The 17,581-nt window shown below is 42.6% G+C and carries 13 protein-coding genes; 5 read left to right on the forward strand and 8 right to left on the reverse strand.

Annotation, left to right across the window (positions count from 1 at the left end):
- Window positions 1-3 precede the first annotated feature (3 nt).
- The 8 genes from QM738_RS10115 to QM738_RS10150 form a co-directional block, all read right to left on the reverse strand.
- Window positions 4-2,430, reverse strand: a complete 2,427-nt coding sequence (locus tag QM738_RS10115; protein ID WP_462276573.1) for a tetratricopeptide repeat protein — start codon at window positions 2,428-2,430, stop codon at window positions 4-6.
- A 35-nt stretch (window positions 2,431-2,465) separates the two neighbouring features.
- The gene (locus QM738_RS10120; RefSeq protein WP_462276574.1) at window positions 2,466-3,716 is read right to left on the reverse strand and encodes a hypothetical protein; all 1,251 of its coding nucleotides are present in this window, start codon (window positions 3,714-3,716) and stop codon (window positions 2,466-2,468) included.
- Window positions 3,717-3,723: 7 nt separating this feature from the next.
- Window positions 3,724-4,722 carry an RICIN domain-containing protein gene (locus tag QM738_RS10125; RefSeq protein ID WP_462276575.1) on the reverse strand — a complete coding sequence of 333 codons (999 nt, stop codon included), beginning with the start codon at window positions 4,720-4,722 and terminating at the stop codon, window positions 3,724-3,726.
- A gap of 1 nt (window position 4,723) precedes the next feature.
- Window positions 4,724-5,359, reverse strand: coding sequence for a hypothetical protein (locus QM738_RS10130; protein WP_462276576.1), 636 nt, complete (start codon window positions 5,357-5,359; stop codon window positions 4,724-4,726).
- 26 nt (window positions 5,360-5,385) lie between these two features.
- The gene (locus QM738_RS10135; RefSeq protein WP_462276577.1) at window positions 5,386-6,405 is read right to left on the reverse strand and encodes an OmpA family protein; all 1,020 of its coding nucleotides are present in this window, start codon (window positions 6,403-6,405) and stop codon (window positions 5,386-5,388) included.
- Window positions 6,406-6,629: 224 nt separating this feature from the next.
- Window positions 6,630-7,256 carry a response regulator gene (locus tag QM738_RS10140; RefSeq protein WP_462276578.1) on the reverse strand — a complete coding sequence of 209 codons (627 nt, stop codon included), beginning with the start codon at window positions 7,254-7,256 and terminating at the stop codon, window positions 6,630-6,632.
- Between the two features lie 74 nt (window positions 7,257-7,330).
- The gene (locus QM738_RS10145) at window positions 7,331-8,674 is read right to left on the reverse strand and encodes a sensor histidine kinase (RefSeq protein ID WP_462276579.1); all 1,344 of its coding nucleotides are present in this window, start codon (window positions 8,672-8,674) and stop codon (window positions 7,331-7,333) included.
- A complete protein-coding gene (locus QM738_RS10150; RefSeq protein ID WP_462276580.1) occupies window positions 8,664-10,022 on the reverse strand; it encodes a sigma-54-dependent transcriptional regulator in 1,359 nt (452 codons plus the stop codon). Before QM738_RS10150 ends, QM738_RS10145 begins: the two co-directional genes overlap by 11 nt.
- A 286-nt stretch (window positions 10,023-10,308) precedes the next feature.
- Between QM738_RS10150 and QM738_RS10155 the strand changes: the two genes are divergently transcribed.
- From QM738_RS10155 to QM738_RS10175, 5 genes are all read left to right on the forward strand, one after another.
- Entirely contained in the window at window positions 10,309-11,565 is a 1,257-nt protein-coding gene (locus QM738_RS10155) for an efflux RND transporter periplasmic adaptor subunit (RefSeq protein ID WP_462276581.1), read from the forward strand.
- Between the two features lie 122 nt (window positions 11,566-11,687).
- Window positions 11,688-11,894 (forward strand): hypothetical protein, encoded by a 207-nt coding sequence (locus QM738_RS10160; protein WP_462276582.1) that lies wholly within the window; start codon window positions 11,688-11,690, stop codon window positions 11,892-11,894.
- A gap of 44 nt (window positions 11,895-11,938) precedes the next feature.
- Entirely contained in the window at window positions 11,939-12,616 is a 678-nt protein-coding gene (locus QM738_RS10165) for an ABC transporter ATP-binding protein (RefSeq protein ID WP_462276583.1), read from the forward strand.
- Between the two features lie 88 nt (window positions 12,617-12,704).
- Window positions 12,705-15,143, forward strand: coding sequence for an ABC transporter permease (locus QM738_RS10170; protein WP_462276584.1), 2,439 nt, complete (start codon window positions 12,705-12,707; stop codon window positions 15,141-15,143).
- Between the two features lie 8 nt (window positions 15,144-15,151).
- Entirely contained in the window at window positions 15,152-17,572 is a 2,421-nt protein-coding gene (locus QM738_RS10175; RefSeq protein WP_462276585.1) for an ABC transporter permease, read from the forward strand.
- Window positions 17,573-17,581 lie beyond the last annotated feature (9 nt).

Below are 17,581 nucleotides of genomic sequence, written 5' to 3' on the forward strand. Positions count from 1 at the left end.
GTTTTAAAACTTCGGTGTGGTGGTTCCGGTGTTCTGTACACCCCAACTGGTCCATGATCCATCACTGTTCCTGCCGGCAAATACTTCCGAGGTAACACTTAATTTAGCGTCCTTGGTCATGTGATTCACTACAGCGTTGTTATTGTTACCATCAGTGGCAGCCTGTAAGGTACCGGCAATGTATTTCCCGTTCATATTGCCATTGGCATCAAACTGTACGCCAATATCAACACTGGCACCAAAACTGGGCAGGGGCATATCGTTGGTAATGCCTTTTACCATTCCTGCGCCGGCATTATTCAACACACTGCCTCTTAAACCAAAATCGCTACTTACACCCAGGGTAACACCATAACGGTATACATCACCTTCTTTAAATTTTTTATTAAAGATCTTTTCAGCAAAAACGCCTGTGCTGAAGGGAGTGCCGGTGAGCGGTAATTTAAAATACATTTTAGCATGGTCGCAATTGCTTTCATATCCCATAAAGCCTGCATCAAAACCGGATGCCGGTTCATTTTTATCGCAATAGTCGGGATAGGTATGTAATTTTTTTAAAGGCACATTTTTAGGATCGGGGCCGGTAGCTTCTATTTCCCTTACTTCTGTCTTACATTCAACAGGCATTTGCGCAATACTTAGGGGCATTGCACCACCTATAAAGTTCTGCAGGGCGATCCAGTCGTAATGAAGCATCAATACGGCATGCTTTACATCATCCATTCTTATGGCGTTCATATAATCATTCCAGTCGGGTTTGTGCACTCTTTTTATAAAAGGTGTGCTGGCGCTGATATACCAGTTGATCTGCTCTGCTAATTTTTTAAAATGTTTCGCCCAAAGATCGGATCCGCCGGTAAAGAATTCGTTGCAGGTGCCTTTGGCTTTTGGTACCCATTTGCATAAAAAAGCCTGCAATGATGGTTCATCTTTTACAGAACTGAATTCAGCATAATAACCATTCCAGAAAGATTTTGCCTGTGCCGCATCGCCATCACTCAGGCTTTTGAATTCATCATTGAAATTTTTATATACCCAACTGGCCCTTTTTTCAAACTCCTGGTGTACCTGGTGAAAAAGGTTGTAATATTTTTCATAACTATAAGGAATTACCTGGTTACCCTGGTCATCCAGATAAGGAGGCGGCGCCAGCCTGCTGAGGTGAGAGCCGAGATTTTTTACATTACTTAATGAAGCATTTATTTTTTCAGTGATCAGATCGTAATAGGTTTTTGTTTTGGCTGCTTTTTGCGGCACCTCGTTTACATTGTGTGCAAAGATGATATCCAGCGAAGGGATCAACGGTGGTTCGCTGCTGGCAGTGGGAGGAGGGTCCTGGTTTTCTTCTTCCTCACCATTATTGTTATCATACGTGTTATTCTTTGTTGGGTCCTGCTGGTTTTGTTTTTTACCCATGCCCATATCTTTGGTCTGTTCATCCATTATCACACCGCCGCAAAAATTGGTCATTTCAGGCGATGGGCCCGAACCTCCGCCGCCAACATATTTTATCTGTTTGGCCAGTGCGGCAAACAAAGCCTGCGTGTTACCCTGCTGGTAAGCTATCATGGCCTGGCCTTCCAATGCCGGTCCAAAATTGTCATCCATTTTCAGCACTTCATCAAAATATTTATTGGCAGTTGTAAAATCGCCGTAGTAGGCTGTTGCCCATGCAAGATTTGTTCTGATGATCAAAAAAGAATCATTAAAACTGGCTGCATATTTAAAACATTGTATGGCCTGTTTATATTGTTTTTCGTTCCTGAAAATAATACCCAGGTCATTTATTGCCCAGGGATTGGCAGGATTGCGCAATACACCTTTGCATACCAGGTATTGCACCACGTATTTAGGAAAACCCATACCCATTAAAAGCATGCCGGTGCCATGCACATTCGTAGTGGTATCGTTGGCAATTTTATCTACCTGTTGTTTTAAATTCAGATCAATAAAGCGCATGCCTTCGGCGGCTTTGGGCAACATATCATTGGCAAACTGAACAATTTCATTTTGCCCGATCACAGTAAAGGCATTTGCATTGGCATTGGTATTTTTTTGCGGCAGGCCCTGCGATAAACTTTTCTGCAACCCCTGCTTCATAGTGGCCAGTTGCGCCATTCCTTTTTTTTGCTGCTGTAATATGCCTTCAAGGTCAGGTGTTTGTGTAAAATTGTCCAGCTCGGGCATTTTGTAATCCTTTAGTGCAGCTCCGTCCTTTGTTTTTTTTATAGAATCTATCTTCCGCTGTGCATCAGGCATTTGTTTTTTGTAGGCATCCAGCGCCTCCTGCATTTCGGGATGCGCTTTTTTAGCCGCTTCCATTTGCTGCTGCGCTTTTTTCATCATCGCTTCCAGTTGTTTGGCATCCGGTTGCTGTGCGTTTAAAAAGAACGGGCACAGCAGCAATTGAAGTAGGAATAGCTTTTTCATTGTTTATTTTTATAAAGGGTATTTGCTGTAATGAACTACCGCATCTGGTCAGCGATCCTTCTTATCCTGAACTTTCCATTTTTAATAACAAAAGCGGGTTTTTCTGTTGAAGGATCATTGTGATCATTTATAGTAGCAGTACCCGAGAAAGTACCTTCTAAAAAATCGCCTACTGCTGCCCACTTTGTTAACTTGATATCTATTGATACGGCTGTAAAGGAATGATCAGGATCTGTATTGCCCCGCCACATTATTTTGTAATCATAATCGCTTTGATAAGTGGCGGTAACTTTTCCCGTGGTTCTTATAATGGGCAACGACATATGGAATAACCTGTTGGCGTCTTTATCATCCTGTATCCTGAAATCGATATTCGCATCCTGCATTATTTTGGGATTCTCGTTGCGGTTGCGCAGTAATGCACAATTGGTAAGATCATGTTTTGAAGAAGAGAGCGAAAATGTTTTTTCTTTTCCATCTTTATCCACGTAAATAAAAGAAAGACTGTTATTGCCGGGTACCGGTGTTACCGGTTTTTCTGCAAAGTATTTTTTCAGATCGCTTTCGCTTTCATCATCCTTTATTTTACCGGTGCCGATAAGATCACTGATGGACTGCCAGTTGATCTGCTTCATTACCAGGTCTGCAATATCTGCATGGCCTTTTACATATACCAGTATACCCTGTATATCTGTACCGGGATGTGTATTCAGTTTTGTATTGAGTGAATAACGTTTTTGAGTTTTGCCATTATCACCCTCACCATCTGTTACGGTTGGTTTCACGTTCCAGTTATTACCAAAAAATAAAAAAGTGCCGTCTGTTTCTTTGGTATCCCTATAAATATTGCTGCAATACGGTCGGGTGATCTTTTTCATGGCAGTTAACGAATAAGGCATGGGCATACTGCTGTTCACGTATACCTGTACATCGCAGCTGGTAACAGCCATTAAATAGTCGAGATCGTTCCTGGCCTGGGCAGCTGCCACTTTTTCTTTTAATGGTTCAGGCGCTTTTGTAAATTGATAGCTGATGGTGTACTGGTGTTCAAATACATCACGGGTTGCAAAATTCATATCATTGTAATAACCTGAAACGCCTGAAAGATCACTGCCCGCAAAACTACGTTCAGCAGGATCTTCAGCCCCTTCCATCTCATGTGGCATAGCAGCCGATAATATTTTTATCACCCTTGCATCTTCTTCTTTTTCTGCTTTGGTGGCGGGGCGTTGTGCATGTAATGCAACACTGCAGCATAAGATTGTAAAAAGAGGTAGTAATTTCATAATGATCTTATTTTTCAATGATCCATTTTGATGATGCATCATTACTGATAAAACTGGAAGACAATTTCAATACGCCATTGTCGATATACAACCGGGCATTATCCACAGCATTTTTAATATAGTATACATCGGCCGTACTTGTTTCCTGTACGATCCATACAGAGCCCGGCGACTGGCCATCATCCGATAACAATTGCGCATTGCTGCTGCTGAGATAGTTCCCTTTCCAGCGGTTACGTATTTGGAAATTGCCGGTGCTCCCAACAGGTAATATCTCCCATTGCGCACTCCACCAGTCATTGTCGATCCCGGTGCAGCTGAGTGGCCCGTTTTGATTATGCAGGTATGCGTTACCGGTAGCATTCTTTATGCGGACAAAAACCTGCTCGGCCTGTTGTGGTGTGGCATTGGTTTGATAGATGAAAGTGCCGGTTTGATTGCCCACTTCTGCATAAAAAGTAACCGTAACTTTTGGTTTTTCATTCAGCGGAACGATCATCGGGTAGGTTTTTGAAACCGTTTCACCGGGCTTTATCCAGTAGCCCAGGTCCACCACTCTTTTGCTGGTAATGACCTTACCGCTGCTGCAATCCTTATCTTCTACATTGGCTTCTATTTTGCAAGGCTGCAGTTCCATGGTAGCCATTTTATTGGTGAACCTTGCGCCGGTAGCATTCAGGCATTTGAATAAGGCTATATTATTGTTGATAGGACCGGCATGCCCGCCAAAATCCATATTGCGGTACATGATCTTTGCTTCGGTGCCGGTATTGGTTAAGTAGAAATAGATCTTAAAACGGCTGAAGTCTCCTTTCTTTCCCACGGATTTCTCTGATTCATCTTTAATAGTATAGCCCGCCGTTAAACCATTATAGGTTACAGGCAGTGAATCAGTAACGGTAAAAGTTTTTGGATTAAACCCTTTTACACCATAATTATTATCCTGTGCAATGCAAAAGGTGCATGCAAAGAAGATACAATAAAGGCAGAGTATCGTTGTTCTCATTTTAAATGATTTCGATTTTAATGCGGTAAATGACCAGGGTACTTCCCTTATGTACATCGGTTGTATTGGCTGCAGGCATAATGCCAAAGGCGGTACGTATGGAATTGGCATTGCAGGCCTGCGGACTCACCAGTTGTTTTGCGCCGGAGGGATTGAAATTGAGAAAACATTCTGCATGTACATTGGTGCCGGGCTTCAATGTACCGTTATCACTGTCGTTGTAAGTAAACATAGGGAAAGCGTTGTTCACCTCTTCGTCAAAATCAGCATCAATTTTTATATACGCTTCATCATTCCCTACGGGTGTGTAAGAATAATCAAAACTGATCTTTACTTTTTTACCCTTGGAAATTTTTGCAGATAGTTCATCATAACTCATATTCACATTATTGCTGCGGTCTTCTTTTGCAGGATCGAAGCAATGCATCACGGTCAATTTTGCGCCGCCTTTAATTTTATCCGCTTTGGTCACCTTGCCCCTGCAATCCGCATCGTTATTGCAACTCCAGCTTTCGGGGCAACCGTATTCGCCCCATTTTTTAAATTCGTTATTAGGGAATTGCTGCGCCTGTGCAGTGGTTGTTATGCTGAACAGCACAATCATTTGCAAAAGGGCGCAAACTATTTTTGTACTCATATTGAATTGTTGAGTGGTTACGAAAACTATTTGGTTAGTTTCACAAATTCAACACGACGGTTATTAGCCTTGCCTTCCGGTGTTTTATTATCGCCGATGGGTTTGGTCTCGCCATAACCTTTGCTGGTAAGCCTTGCAGCATCAATACCCATTTTTATCAATTGTGCTTTAACTGCGTCTGCCCGTTGCTGTGATAGTTTTAAATTGTACGCATCCTCACCATCACTATCGGTATGCCCCCCCACTTCAAATTTCAGATCGGGATTATCTTTCAGTATCTGCACGATGCCGTTCAATGTGCCCATGCTTTCGGGTTTGATGGAAGCTTTATTGTAATCGAAATTGATACCGTGCGTTACAATTTTTGTATCGGTGAATTTTTTGCCCAGCATATTCATGCCGCCACCTTCTGCCAGGCGGAAGTTTTTAAATAATAATGCCATGCCTTCGCTGGCATTACCACCAATGCCAATATTGGTTGCCTTAAAGCCGCAATCGGGTACCACTAACACACGGTACTGATCGCAGTACACTTTTATCTGTGCATCTTTTACTGCAATGGCAATATGATGCCATTTGTTGTGATAAGCTTCATTGGCGATAGCAGCAGGCAGGTCGCCTTGTAATTTATCAGTACCGAAATAGCATTCAAAATAACTGTGGTTGGTATAAATGCCGCCCAGTTTATCTTTTCCTTTCCTGAACTCCAGGAATATGCCTTCATTGCTGTCGTAACCGGCATCCAGCCAGGTATCAAATTCAATAGTGTATTGGGCAGGCAGGTAAGTTTTGTTTTTTATATTGGGCGAATAGATGCTGGAATATTTGGTAATGGCAAGTACCTCATCATCATCCATTTTATTCACCACGCCCTGGCCGCCTTCCAGCTTCCAGTGTGTAGGAAATTCACCGTCCTGGTCGCTGCGGAAATCATCTTCAAATAATATTTTGTTACCGGGCACAAAGTCGTAATTGTTATACGCTTTAAATTCCTGTGCAAATAAAAATACGGGAGCAAGTAAAAGGGTGGAAAGAAGCCATTTCATTGTAATAGGTTTTATACCACAAACCTAGTTGTACATTATGGGGATAGTAATACCGCAGGAGTAGTAAAAGAGTAGTAAGGGAGGAGCTGCAAGGGGAGAAGCTGCAAGGGGGGAAGCCACAAGTGGAAAAGCTTCAAGGGAGAAGCACGAGATAACAAACAACCTGCTTATCCCTTGTAGCTTGCAGCTATTCCCCTTAAAAATTATTAATTGTTCATTATTAATTATTCATTACTGTACGCTTTCTGTATTGCTTCCTGCTTATTGTGCACCTGTAATTTTTCGTAAATGTTGCGTATGTGGGTACGCACGGTTTCAACGCTTAAGGAGAGTTGTGCGGCAATGGCTTTGTACTGCATGCCACGGGCGAGTTGATTGAGAATCTCTTTTTCCCTTTCGGTAAGATCGTCGATGGGTTGTTTTACTTTATTATCGGCAAAAGATACCATTACCTTGCGTGCAATGGTGCTGCTCATGGGGCTGCCGCCGTTGTAAATCTCTGTAATGGCTTCCAGCAATTTTGCGGGCTGTGTTTTTTTGAGGATATAACCGGTGGCGCCGGCTTTTAATGAATCAAAAATATGTTCATCTTCTTCATACACCGTACACATCAGGAACTGCGTGGCAGGTAACTGCTGTTTCAATATCCTTACGGCTTCCACACCATTGATGCCCGGCATATTGATATCCATTAATACCACATCTGGTTTGTTCTGCGCAATTTTTTCTATTGCTTCATTGCCATTTTTGCAAACACAATCGCAGCTGTAACCTTCGGTGCTGTTAATGATCAATTGCAGCCCGTTACGGATATCATCTATATCTTCTGCTATGGCAACTTTTATTGGCATGGTATTGCAAATGTAGTTTTTTATGGGTTGTAAAAAATACTACTGTTGTGGTAAATGCGTGTTTTGCAAAGGCTTTAAAAGAAAAGGAAGAACGCCGTGCCCTCACCTTCGGTGCTTTGTACTTTGATGGTGCCCTTGTGCAGCATCATGATCTGCTTGCAAAGGCTTAAACCAATACCACTGCCCGATTTACGGGTGCTGAAGAAGGGTACAAATATTTTATCCATCACATCGGGCGCTATGCCGATACCATTGTCAGCCACTTTTATCACTACTTTATTGTTGGGTGTAATGTAAGCGGATAGCAGGATGCGGGGGTTGGCAGATTCCTTTACCGCATCGGTGGCGTTTACAATTAAATTGATGAGCACCTGTTCAATCAGGTTGGCATCTGCCTCCAGCACCAGGTCAGGATCTTTTAAAATAATTTCCAGTTCGATGTGTTTCTGTTCCAGCGTGGGTTCCATCAGGTGATGAAGATTTTCGAACATATCCCTTACCAGTATCTTTTTTACATTGGGCGTGGTGATCTTATTCAGATTGCGGTACGTTTCAGTGAATTTTAATAACCCTTCGCTGCGGCGTTTGATGGTCTCAATACCCAATTCAAGATCTTCCACCGAACCGGAATTGTTGTTGAGGTCTTTTAATGATAACTGCAGGCGGTTCTTTAAGGTGTCTGCAAGTGATGAAATAGGCGCTACGGAATTCATGATCTCGTGTGTCATCACGCTCAGTAATTTTTGCCATGCCTTGGATTCTGTTTCATCCAGCGCTTCGTTGATGTTTTGAAATGCCACCAGTTTATACAACCTGCCGTCGGTTTGAAATGCGGTGGCTGATAACAATACCTTCAGGTTATTCTTGTCAGAAACGATGGTGGCGATCTTGGGTTCCGCCGGTTTCAGTGATACGATCTCTTCATATACCTGCGGTTCCCGCTTTTGCAGCGAGTGAATAGTTTTGAGATAAGGAATGTTAAGCAATCTTTTTAACGATTCATTCATCCACATCACTTCGCCCGACTGGTGTTCGTAAGAAAGTATGCCGGTGTCCACCAGTTCCAGTATCTTTTGCAGGTATTGGTATTGTGTTTCTCTTTCCTTACTGATGATCTTGAAAGTACTGTTGATCTCGTTAAAACCCTTGCGTAATGGCTGCACTGCGACAGGTGCATTCTTTTCGTCGAAGTGGCGGGAGAAGTCACGGTAATGGATAGACTCTACAAACTGGTCCAGCTCTTCGTTGCTTTTGTTGGTAAAACGGAAAAGATCTACCACCTGTATGATAATAACCAGTACAGGCACTACCATATAAATGTATAACCCGCTGCTGAGTAAAAAAGCAGTACCGCTTAATGTTGCAAACAACAAAAATATCCTCAGTAGTAAGGTCCAGTCGTATTTTTTATAGGTCATATTTGCTTAATCTGCGGTACAGTGCTGTACGGGTAATGCCCAGTTCCTTGGCCGCTTTTGAAATGTTGCCGTTATGTTTTTCTATCACACGAAGAATAGTGTTCTTTTCGATCGTGCTCAATTTAAGATCACGGTCTTCTTCGCTGGTAGCTTCTGCCGATTCCAGCGGGGAGAAGATGATATCATCGGCCTGTAATAAACTCCCTTCTGCCATTATCACCGCTCTTTCAATACTGTACTGCAGTTCCCGCACATTACCGGGGTAATGATAGCGTTGCAGTTTTTCAATACATTTTGCATCAAACTCGGGTACAGGCTTAATATATTTATCTGCATAGATCTTTGCATAATGTGCTGCCAGTAATGGAATATCATCGATCCTTCTTCTTAACGGTGGTATGGTGATCTCTACAGTATTGATGCGATACACTAAATCTTTACGAAAGCGGTTCTCATTGGCCAGTTCGCTCAAAGGCAGGTTGGTGGCGCATATCAGGCGGATGTTTACCGGTATGGGCTGGTTACTGCCCAGGCGGGTTACCTGCCGGTTCTGCAAAGCAGATAATAATTTGGCCTGCTGCTGCAGGGAAATATTGCCGATCTCATCCAGAAACAAGGTACCATCATTCGCTGCTTCAAATCTTCCCATCCTGTCATCACGGGCGTCCGTAAACGCACCTTTTTTATGACCAAATAATTCACTTTCAAAAAGCGATTCGGTGAGTGCGCCTACATCCACCCTTACAAAAGGTTTATCAGCACGCAATGATTTTTGGTAAATGGCCTGTGCTATCAGTTCTTTACCGGTGCCATTTTCGCCCAGTATCAATACATTGGCATCGGTGGGAGCAATCTTGTCGATCTTGTAAAATATATCCTGCATCAATTCCGACTCGCCCAGTAATTTTTTGCCGATGATAGCATCACCGTTTACTTTTGCGGTGCCGGATTTACCACTGCCTTTTTTGGCCAGTATCTCGGTAATGGTGGATACCAGTTTTTCGTTGTGCCAGGGTTTGATGATAAAATCAGAAGCGCCTTCTTTTAATGAACGCACTGCAAGATCTATATCACCGTAAGCCGTGATCATGATCACGCCCACCTGTTCATCCAGCTCCCGTATCTTTTTTAGCCAGAAGATGCCTTCGTTGCCGGTGTTGATGCTGCTGTTGAAATTCATGTCGAGCAGGATCACATCGAATTTTTTTTGCGATACCAGCGAGCGGATCATTTCCGGGTTCTTTTCGGTCACCACTTCCTTTACTTCTCTTTTCAGCAATAATTTAACAGCGGTCAGTACATCTGTATCATCATCAACAATTAATATTGAGGCGTTCTTTAAAATCATGTTATCGGTTATCTGTTGCAAGGTAATTTTTTCTGTTACCTCATTTCTTCCACAATTATACCATATTTGGAAGCATTTGGTAATGAATTTTTTATAAAAAAAACAGGCAAAACCAAACTGTATCAAAACCGTACACTTGTTGTAACAAAAGCGGACAAGGCATAAAACTATACCTGTATAATTGGCTGATAACCAAATCAAAACCTTTTGGCACAGCATTGCTTATTGTATAGCGGCAAAACAGCCTGCGGAAACGATACAGGCAATTAAATTTTGGAAAATCAATATGGACAGAGTAATTGAAAAAAAGACGTGGACCAAAAAACGGGTACTGATGATAGCCGGGATAGTGGCGCTGGTGGCACTGGTGTTCTTTAGCTGGTACTTCACTTCTGGTAAATCCAAACTGAATGTGAACACGGATCGTATCACCATCAGTGAAATTAAAAAAGGGCCTTTCCAGGAAAATATACCTGTTAATGGTGTGGTGATGCCGGTTACCACTATTTACCTGGATGCGCTGGAAGGCGGCCGGGTGGAAGAAAGATACGTGGAAGATGGTGCGATGATGAAAAAAGACCAGCCCATTTTAAGATTGAGCAATACCGACCTGGAGCTGAGTTTGATCAACCAGGAAACATCGGTGTTCAACCTGTTAACGCAAATGCAAATCAGTAAAAATGCGGCGCAACAAAATACCATTGGTAAGCTGAATCAAATGACCGATGTAGATAACCAGTTGAAAGAAGCAGAGCGTACTTATAAACTGAATAAAAAACTGTACGAAGAAAAAGTGATCGGTTCGCAGGAATTCAGGCAATCGGAAAATAATTATAATTATCAACTGCAAAAGAAAATGCTGGCGCAGGAGATCCTTAAAAAAGATTCTGCATCGGTAAAGCAGGAAGCAGGCCAGGCCGGACAAACTTACAGCCGCACACAAAATGCTTTGCAGGTAATGCGTAAAAAAGTAGGCGACCTGATTGTACGGGCACCGGTGGATGGACAGTTGACATCGCTGGATGCAGAAATAGGTCAATCAAAAAATAAAGGCGAACGTTTGGGACAGATAGATGTAATGGGTGGTTTTAAAGTAAGGGTGAATGTGGATGAGCATTACAGCAACAGGATCTTTATTGGTTTGAAAGGCACTGCTAATCTTGCGGGTAAAGATTATAAACTCACGATCAAGAAAATATTTGCACAGATCACCAATGGAAGTTTCCAGGTGGATATGGCATTTGATGATTCTATTCCGCAGGGCATCCGCCGCGGACAGACTTTGCAGATAAGACTGGCATTAAGCGATGAGATGCAGGCGTTGTTATTACCTAAAGGTGGTTTCTTTCAACAAACAGGCGGTAACTGGATATTTAAAGTAAGTGAAGATGGAAAGACCGCTTATAAAGTGGATATACAATTGGGATTACAAAGCCCGGATTACTTCCAGGTATTGCAGGGATTGCAACCGGGTGATAAAGTGGTGACATCCAGCTATGAGAATTATGGTAATATGCAGGAGTTGGTGTTGAAGAAGGAGTAACCCCCTAGCCCCCTCCCGCCTGGGGCGGGATAAATTCCGGGAGAATTACCGAAGGGGGGAATTACCGAAGCGGATGATTGGTATGATATTGAAAACGAACAGAAAATTTTAAAACTATTGTTATGAAAAAGCATCTTCTTTTACTGTCATTGCTGGTAGCATTGCAGGTGTGTTTGCCCACACTAAAAAGTAATGTTGCGAGTGCCTGCGATACCAAATGCAGCATGCCTTCTTTTCAAAAAAAGAAACAGGTGGCACAGCCATCAGAAACAGAATTTGAGCAGGAGGGGGACAGTGGTTTAAGACCTTTTCCTTTCACCCTTATTTAAAACAGTTTGCCAACTATATAAATCTTAAAAGCAAAAGTATAACTATGATAAAGATCTCTAACCTCGAAAAGATCTACCGCACTGAAGAAGTGGAAACCGTGGCGCTCAATAAACTTTCCATCGAAGTAAAAGAAGGCGAGTTTGTAGCGATCATGGGCCCTTCGGGTTGTGGTAAATCCACCTTGCTGAATATTTTAGGTTTACTGGATGATCCTGATGCCGGCAGTTTTATTTTTAACGGTATAGAAGTGGCAAAATTCAATGAAAGAAAAAGGGCCGACCTGCGCAAGCGCAATATTGGTTTTGTGTTCCAGAGTTTTAACCTGATAGATGAACTGACCGTTTTTGAAAATGTGGAACTGCCATTGATATACACCGGTGTAAAAGCAGCCGACAGGAAGAAAAGGGTGGAAGAGGTATTGGATAAAGTGCAGATCATGCACCGCCGCAATCACTACCCGCAACAGCTTTCGGGCGGACAACAGCAACGTGTAGCCGTAGCAAGGGCGGTTGTGAATAATCCGAAATTGATCCTGGCCGATGAGCCTACCGGTAACCTCGATTCATCTAATGGTAATGAAGTAATGCAGATGCTTACTGACCTGAATGAACAGGGTACTACCGTGGTGATGGTTACGCACAGCGAACATGATGCAAGGTACAGCCACCGCATCATCCGTATGCTGGATGGACAGGCCGTGGTGGAAAATATTATGGTGTAAACACCCGGGGTTGTTATCACGCCATGACAGACAACCCCGGAACTTACACTTTACACAGAACGCTTCATTAATTATATAAAGTATAGCCATGATTAAAAATTATTTGAAGATCGCCCTGCGTAATCTCTGGAACAATAAAGGGTACAGTGCCATAAACATTTTTGGCCTGGCAATCGGCCTGGCCACTTGTTTATTGCTTACTTTATATATCACCAATGAACTGAGTTACGACAGGTACAATGAAAAAGCAGACAGGATCTACCGGATCAATTCGGATCTGCGTTTTGGTGGTGGCGATATGCACATGACGCAGACTTCTGACATGATGGGAAGTTTGCTGAAAAAAGATTATCCGCAGGTAGAAGAATACACCCGTATATACAATAACGAAGGCGCAAAGCTGGTAAAAAAAGGTAATGAGTTCATCAATGAACCACGTGCAGCGTACGTGGATTCTACTTTTTTTAATGTATTTACATTGCCTGCCATTGAAGGCGATACAAAAACTGCACTGAACGAACCGAATACTGTTGTGATAACCGAAAGCACTGCCAAAAAATATTTTGATGCAGTGAATGTGATCGGCAAGATCATTGAAGTAAAAAACGACGCTACAGCTAACACCACTCCTTATAAAGTAACAGCGATAATAAAAGACATACCGCAAACCTTGCATTTCAATTTCGACCTGATGTTCTCCATGAAGAATGCGAATTACCAATGGGGACAGTTGACCAGCCATAATTTTCATACGTATCTTTTACTGAAACCCGGCACCGATTACAAAGCCTTTGAAAAGAATTTTCCTGCATACATCAACAAATATGTGCTGCCTTATGCACAGCAGTTCATTAAAGTAAGCAGTATTGAGGAGCTGGAAAGATTGGGCAACAAGATCAACTATTCATTACTGCCTTTAACAAAGCTGCACTTGTACAGCGATTATTCATTTGAAATAACGCCGGCCGGAAGCATACAGTACGTGTATATTTTCGGCGCTGTGGCATTGTTCATACTCATTATTGCCTGCATTAATTTTATGAACCTGAGCACAGCACGTAGTGCCAAGCGTGCCAAAGAAGTAGGCATAAGAAAAGTACTGGGCACCGAAAGAAAAACATTGATCGCACAATTCCTGGTGGAATCAACTGTTACCGCGATGATCGCATTATGTATCGCGGTGCTGATCGCTTATGCTGTATTGCCTTTGTTCAATAATGTGGCTGCAAAATCGCTGCATATCAATAACCTGCTGGGCAGTAATACACTTCCTTATATTATTGCATTGCCCATTGTAGTGGGTTTGCTGGCGGGCAGTTATCCTGCATTGTATCTTTCAAAATTCAAACCCATTGTTGTTTTAAAAGGCAGCAAAGCGGGCTTTAAAAAAAGTAACCTGCGCAATGGCCTGGTGGTGTTCCAGTTTGCCACCTCTATCATGTTGATCACGGGTACCATTATAGTTTATAACCAGCTGCATTTTATACAAACAAAAAAACTGGGTTTCAATAAAGACAGGGTGCTGGTGATAGACGGCGCTTATGCTTTGAACAATAATATACAGGCTTTTAAGAATGATGTACTGGCCATGCCGGGTGTAGTGAGTGGTACTGTTGGATTGTACCTGCCGGTAAGCAATTCTTCCCGCAGCGATAATTCTTATTCCAAAGAAGCGGTGATGGATACCAAGAACAGCATCGACATGCAGACCTGGAGGGTGGATTATGATTACCTGAAAACAATGGGAATGGAAATTGCGAAGGGCAGAAATTTTTCGAAAGACTTCGGGGGCGATTCCAGCGCATTGCTGATAACTGAAACCACTGCTAAACTTTTGGGTTATGATGATCCGATAGGAAAAAATATTTACATGCCAACCGGTAACAACGGTAAGTTAACTGCTTTGCAGATCATTGGCGTGGTAAAGGATTTTCATTTTGAATCGATGCGGCAGAAAATGGGACCCTTGTGTATGCGCCTGCGCAACAGTGTGGGGCTGGCATCTTTCAAAATAAATACAGCCGATACAAAGGGGCTTATAACTATGATCGAAAGCAAGTGGAAAGAACTGGCTCCGTCTATGCCTTTCAGTTATAGGTTCATGAGCGACTCTTTTGACGAGATGTACCGTAGTGAACAGCGTGCCGGTACACTGGCCATTGTATTTGCAGTGCTGGCAATTGTTATAGCCTGCCTGGGTTTGTTTGGGCTGGCCACTTATATGGCCGAACAACGCAATAAAGAAATTGGTATACGTAAAGTGCTGGGCGCTTCAGTAGGCAACGTGGTTGCTATGTTGTCGAAAGAGTTTTTGTTACTGGTGGGTGTTGCATCCATACTGGCCTTCCCGGTGGCCTGGTGGGCCATGAATAAATGGCTGGAAGATTTTGCCTATCGTATAAACATCAACGCCTGGGTATTTATAGCTGCGGCTGTTATTGCACTATTGATCGCATTATTTACCGTAAGCTTCCAGGCAATAAAAGCGGCGCTGGCTAACCCTGTAAAATCTTTAAGAACTGAATAATAGAAAATATGTTTAAGAATTATTTAAAAACATTGTGGCGCAATATGCAGAAGAACAAACTGCATACCGCCATTAATGTTATCGGAATGTCGGTAGCTTTTACCTGCAGTATTTTGCTGATCATGATGGTGTACAACGAATTTTCGTTTGACAGGTTTCATGCGAATAAGGACAGGATTTATAAACTGTATACTTTCGGCAATACACCCGAAGGTATTAACCTGAGTTCGTCGATGGGATATCCTGCAGCATCCACAGTAAAAAGTGAAAACATTGGTATCGAAAGATCGACCCGTATCCGAAACCGTGGTGGAGAATTGCGGTATAAAGAAAAATCGCTGGATCAGACAACCAGTTTGGTAGATGATGATTTTTTCAGCATGTTCAGTTTTCCTGTTGTAAAAGGGGCAAAGGAACATCCGCTGGCTGATGTGGGCAGTATTGTACTGAGTGAAAAAATGGCCGGTAATTTATTCGGCAGCGAAGAACCCATCGGAAAAAATATTGAAGTAAAGATAGCCGGTAAATGGATCGGCCTTACGGTATCAGCCGTATTAAAAGATGCACCGGATAATTCTTCTATCCGTTTTTCCTCATTGGTACGTACAGAAGTAGATCCCAGTTATACAGAATTAAAGAATGAGTGGAACAGCCAGCATCATAGTGTATACGTGCAGCTTTCTGCCAACACCACGCAGGCACAGGTGGAAAAACAACTACGCAACTTCACTAAAAAATACAATCCTACCGATGTTGAGTTCTTAAAAAAGAAAGGATATCACCAGGATGCAAATGGTGATTATACCGGTATGAAAATACTGCCGCTGAAAGACCTGCACTTCAGTGCACAACTGGGAACCGGTAATTCGGTAAGTGAATCATTCCTGTATATTTTATTGCTGGTGGCGTTTGTAATTATCCTTATTGCCTGTTTCAATTTTGTGAATCTCAATATTGGTCTATCCTTTACCCGTACAAAAGAGATCGGCATACGCAAATGCCTCGGCGCAGGCAAACGCCAGGTATGGCTGCAGGTATGGGGTGAAAGTTTTGTAACAGTTTTTGTTTCGATGATCATTGCTGTAGCAGCTACTATTATTTTAATGAGCGGCTTTAATAAACTGATGCAATCCAAATTTGATATTGCAGTGCTTTACCAGCCTTCTATTATTTTATGTGTACTGTTAATGCTGGTATTGGTATCATTCATTGCATCGGGTTATCCATCTTTCATTATGGGTAAATTAAAAACGGTGGAGATACTGAAAGGAAAAATATCATTGAAGAAACCCGGCATTTTCCATAATTCATTGATCGTTGCACAATTTGTGATTGCTATCGTGCTGATCTGTACCACTGCTATTATTTACCAGCAGTTCCAGCATTTACGCAAGGCGCCGCTGGGGTACAATACCGCATCTATGATCAGCATTCCCATCAAAAAATACGAACAGGGTAAAGCCATCGTTGGTAAAATGCGTACTATGCTGGCTTCGCAATCAGGCGTGGTAAGTGTGAGTGGTTCGGATGTGAATTTTGGTGTGGGACAGGACAACAGCACCAGCAGGACCAGTTATGGTTTTGATTATAATGGAAAATCGATCGGTACAGATTTTATGTCAGCCGATTATGATATTTTAAAAACACTGGACATACCGGTAAAGGCCGGTCGCGATTTTTCCACCAGCTATGTGGCAGATACCACCAACTCCGTGATCGTAACGGAAAGCATGGCCAAACAGCTGGGCGAAAAAGATGTAGTGGGTCTTAGTTTTTATGCGGACAGCAGCTCACCTAAATGGACCATTGTAGGTGTGATACCGGATTTTCATTTATACTCCATGTATGAAAAAGCGGAACCACTTACGATCAGTATGACGAGCACTTCACCGGTAAGTTACGTATTGGTAAGGGTGAATACACAAAATCCCACCACCACGATGGATGTTGTGAAGAAGGCTTTTGCAGAAGTGCAACCGGGTGAAGAATTCAAAGGCTCTTATGTTACAGAAAATATCGACCGCTGGTATACCAATGAAAAAAGATTGTCGGATATGTTCTCCATCGCATCATTTGTGGCCATTGTGCTTTCCTGTATGGGGTTATTCGGTATGGCATTTATCATCATCCGTCAAAGAGTAAAAGAGATCGGCATCCGCAAAGTGCTGGGCGCAACTACCGGTGGTATTGCCACTTTAATTACCAGGGAATTTATCAAGCCGGTGATCATTGCGCTGATCATAGCAACACCCATTGCATGGTGGGCCATGTATAAATGGCTGGAAGATTTTTCTTACCGCATCAGTATCGACTGGTGGATATTTATCGGGGCAGGCCTGGTGGCCACGGCCATTGCCATACTCACGGTAAGTTTCCATGCCATTAAAGCGGCCATTGCAAATCCCGTTAAAAGTTTACGTACAGAATAAATAAACCAA

This window comes from Ferruginibacter sp., assembly GCF_049840995.1.
GTDB lineage: Bacteria > Bacteroidota > Bacteroidia > Chitinophagales > Chitinophagaceae > Ferruginibacter.

What these genes read in the sequence shown, in the direction of transcription:
- QM738_RS10160 (WP_462276582.1), top strand. Translation starts at nt 11,688, where the DNA reads ATGAAAAAGCATCTTCTTTTACTGTCATTGCTGGTAGCATTGCAGGTG.
- QM738_RS10125 (WP_462276575.1), bottom strand. Translation starts at nt 4,722, where the DNA reads ATGAGAACAACGATACTCTGCCTTTATTGTATCTTCTTTGCATGCACC.
- QM738_RS10120 (WP_462276574.1), bottom strand. Translation starts at nt 3,716, where the DNA reads ATGAAATTACTACCTCTTTTTACAATCTTATGCTGCAGTGTTGCATTA.
- QM738_RS10140 (WP_462276578.1), bottom strand. Translation starts at nt 7,256, where the DNA reads ATGCCAATAAAAGTTGCCATAGCAGAAGATATAGATGATATCCGTAAC.
- QM738_RS10115 (WP_462276573.1), bottom strand. Translation starts at nt 2,430, where the DNA reads ATGAAAAAGCTATTCCTACTTCAATTGCTGCTGTGCCCGTTCTTTTTA.
- QM738_RS10150 (WP_462276580.1), bottom strand. Translation starts at nt 10,022, where the DNA reads ATGATTTTAAAGAACGCCTCAATATTAATTGTTGATGATGATACAGAT.
- QM738_RS10155 (WP_462276581.1), top strand. Translation starts at nt 10,309, where the DNA reads ATGGACAGAGTAATTGAAAAAAAGACGTGGACCAAAAAACGGGTACTG.
- QM738_RS10130 (WP_462276576.1), bottom strand. Translation starts at nt 5,359, where the DNA reads ATGAGTACAAAAATAGTTTGCGCCCTTTTGCAAATGATTGTGCTGTTC.
- QM738_RS10165 (WP_462276583.1), top strand. Translation starts at nt 11,939, where the DNA reads ATGATAAAGATCTCTAACCTCGAAAAGATCTACCGCACTGAAGAAGTG.
- QM738_RS10175 (WP_462276585.1), top strand. Translation starts at nt 15,152, where the DNA reads ATGTTTAAGAATTATTTAAAAACATTGTGGCGCAATATGCAGAAGAAC.
- QM738_RS10135 (WP_462276577.1), bottom strand. Translation starts at nt 6,405, where the DNA reads ATGAAATGGCTTCTTTCCACCCTTTTACTTGCTCCCGTATTTTTATTT.
- QM738_RS10170 (WP_462276584.1), top strand. Translation starts at nt 12,705, where the DNA reads ATGATTAAAAATTATTTGAAGATCGCCCTGCGTAATCTCTGGAACAAT.
- QM738_RS10145 (WP_462276579.1), bottom strand. Translation starts at nt 8,674, where the DNA reads ATGACCTATAAAAAATACGACTGGACCTTACTACTGAGGATATTTTTG.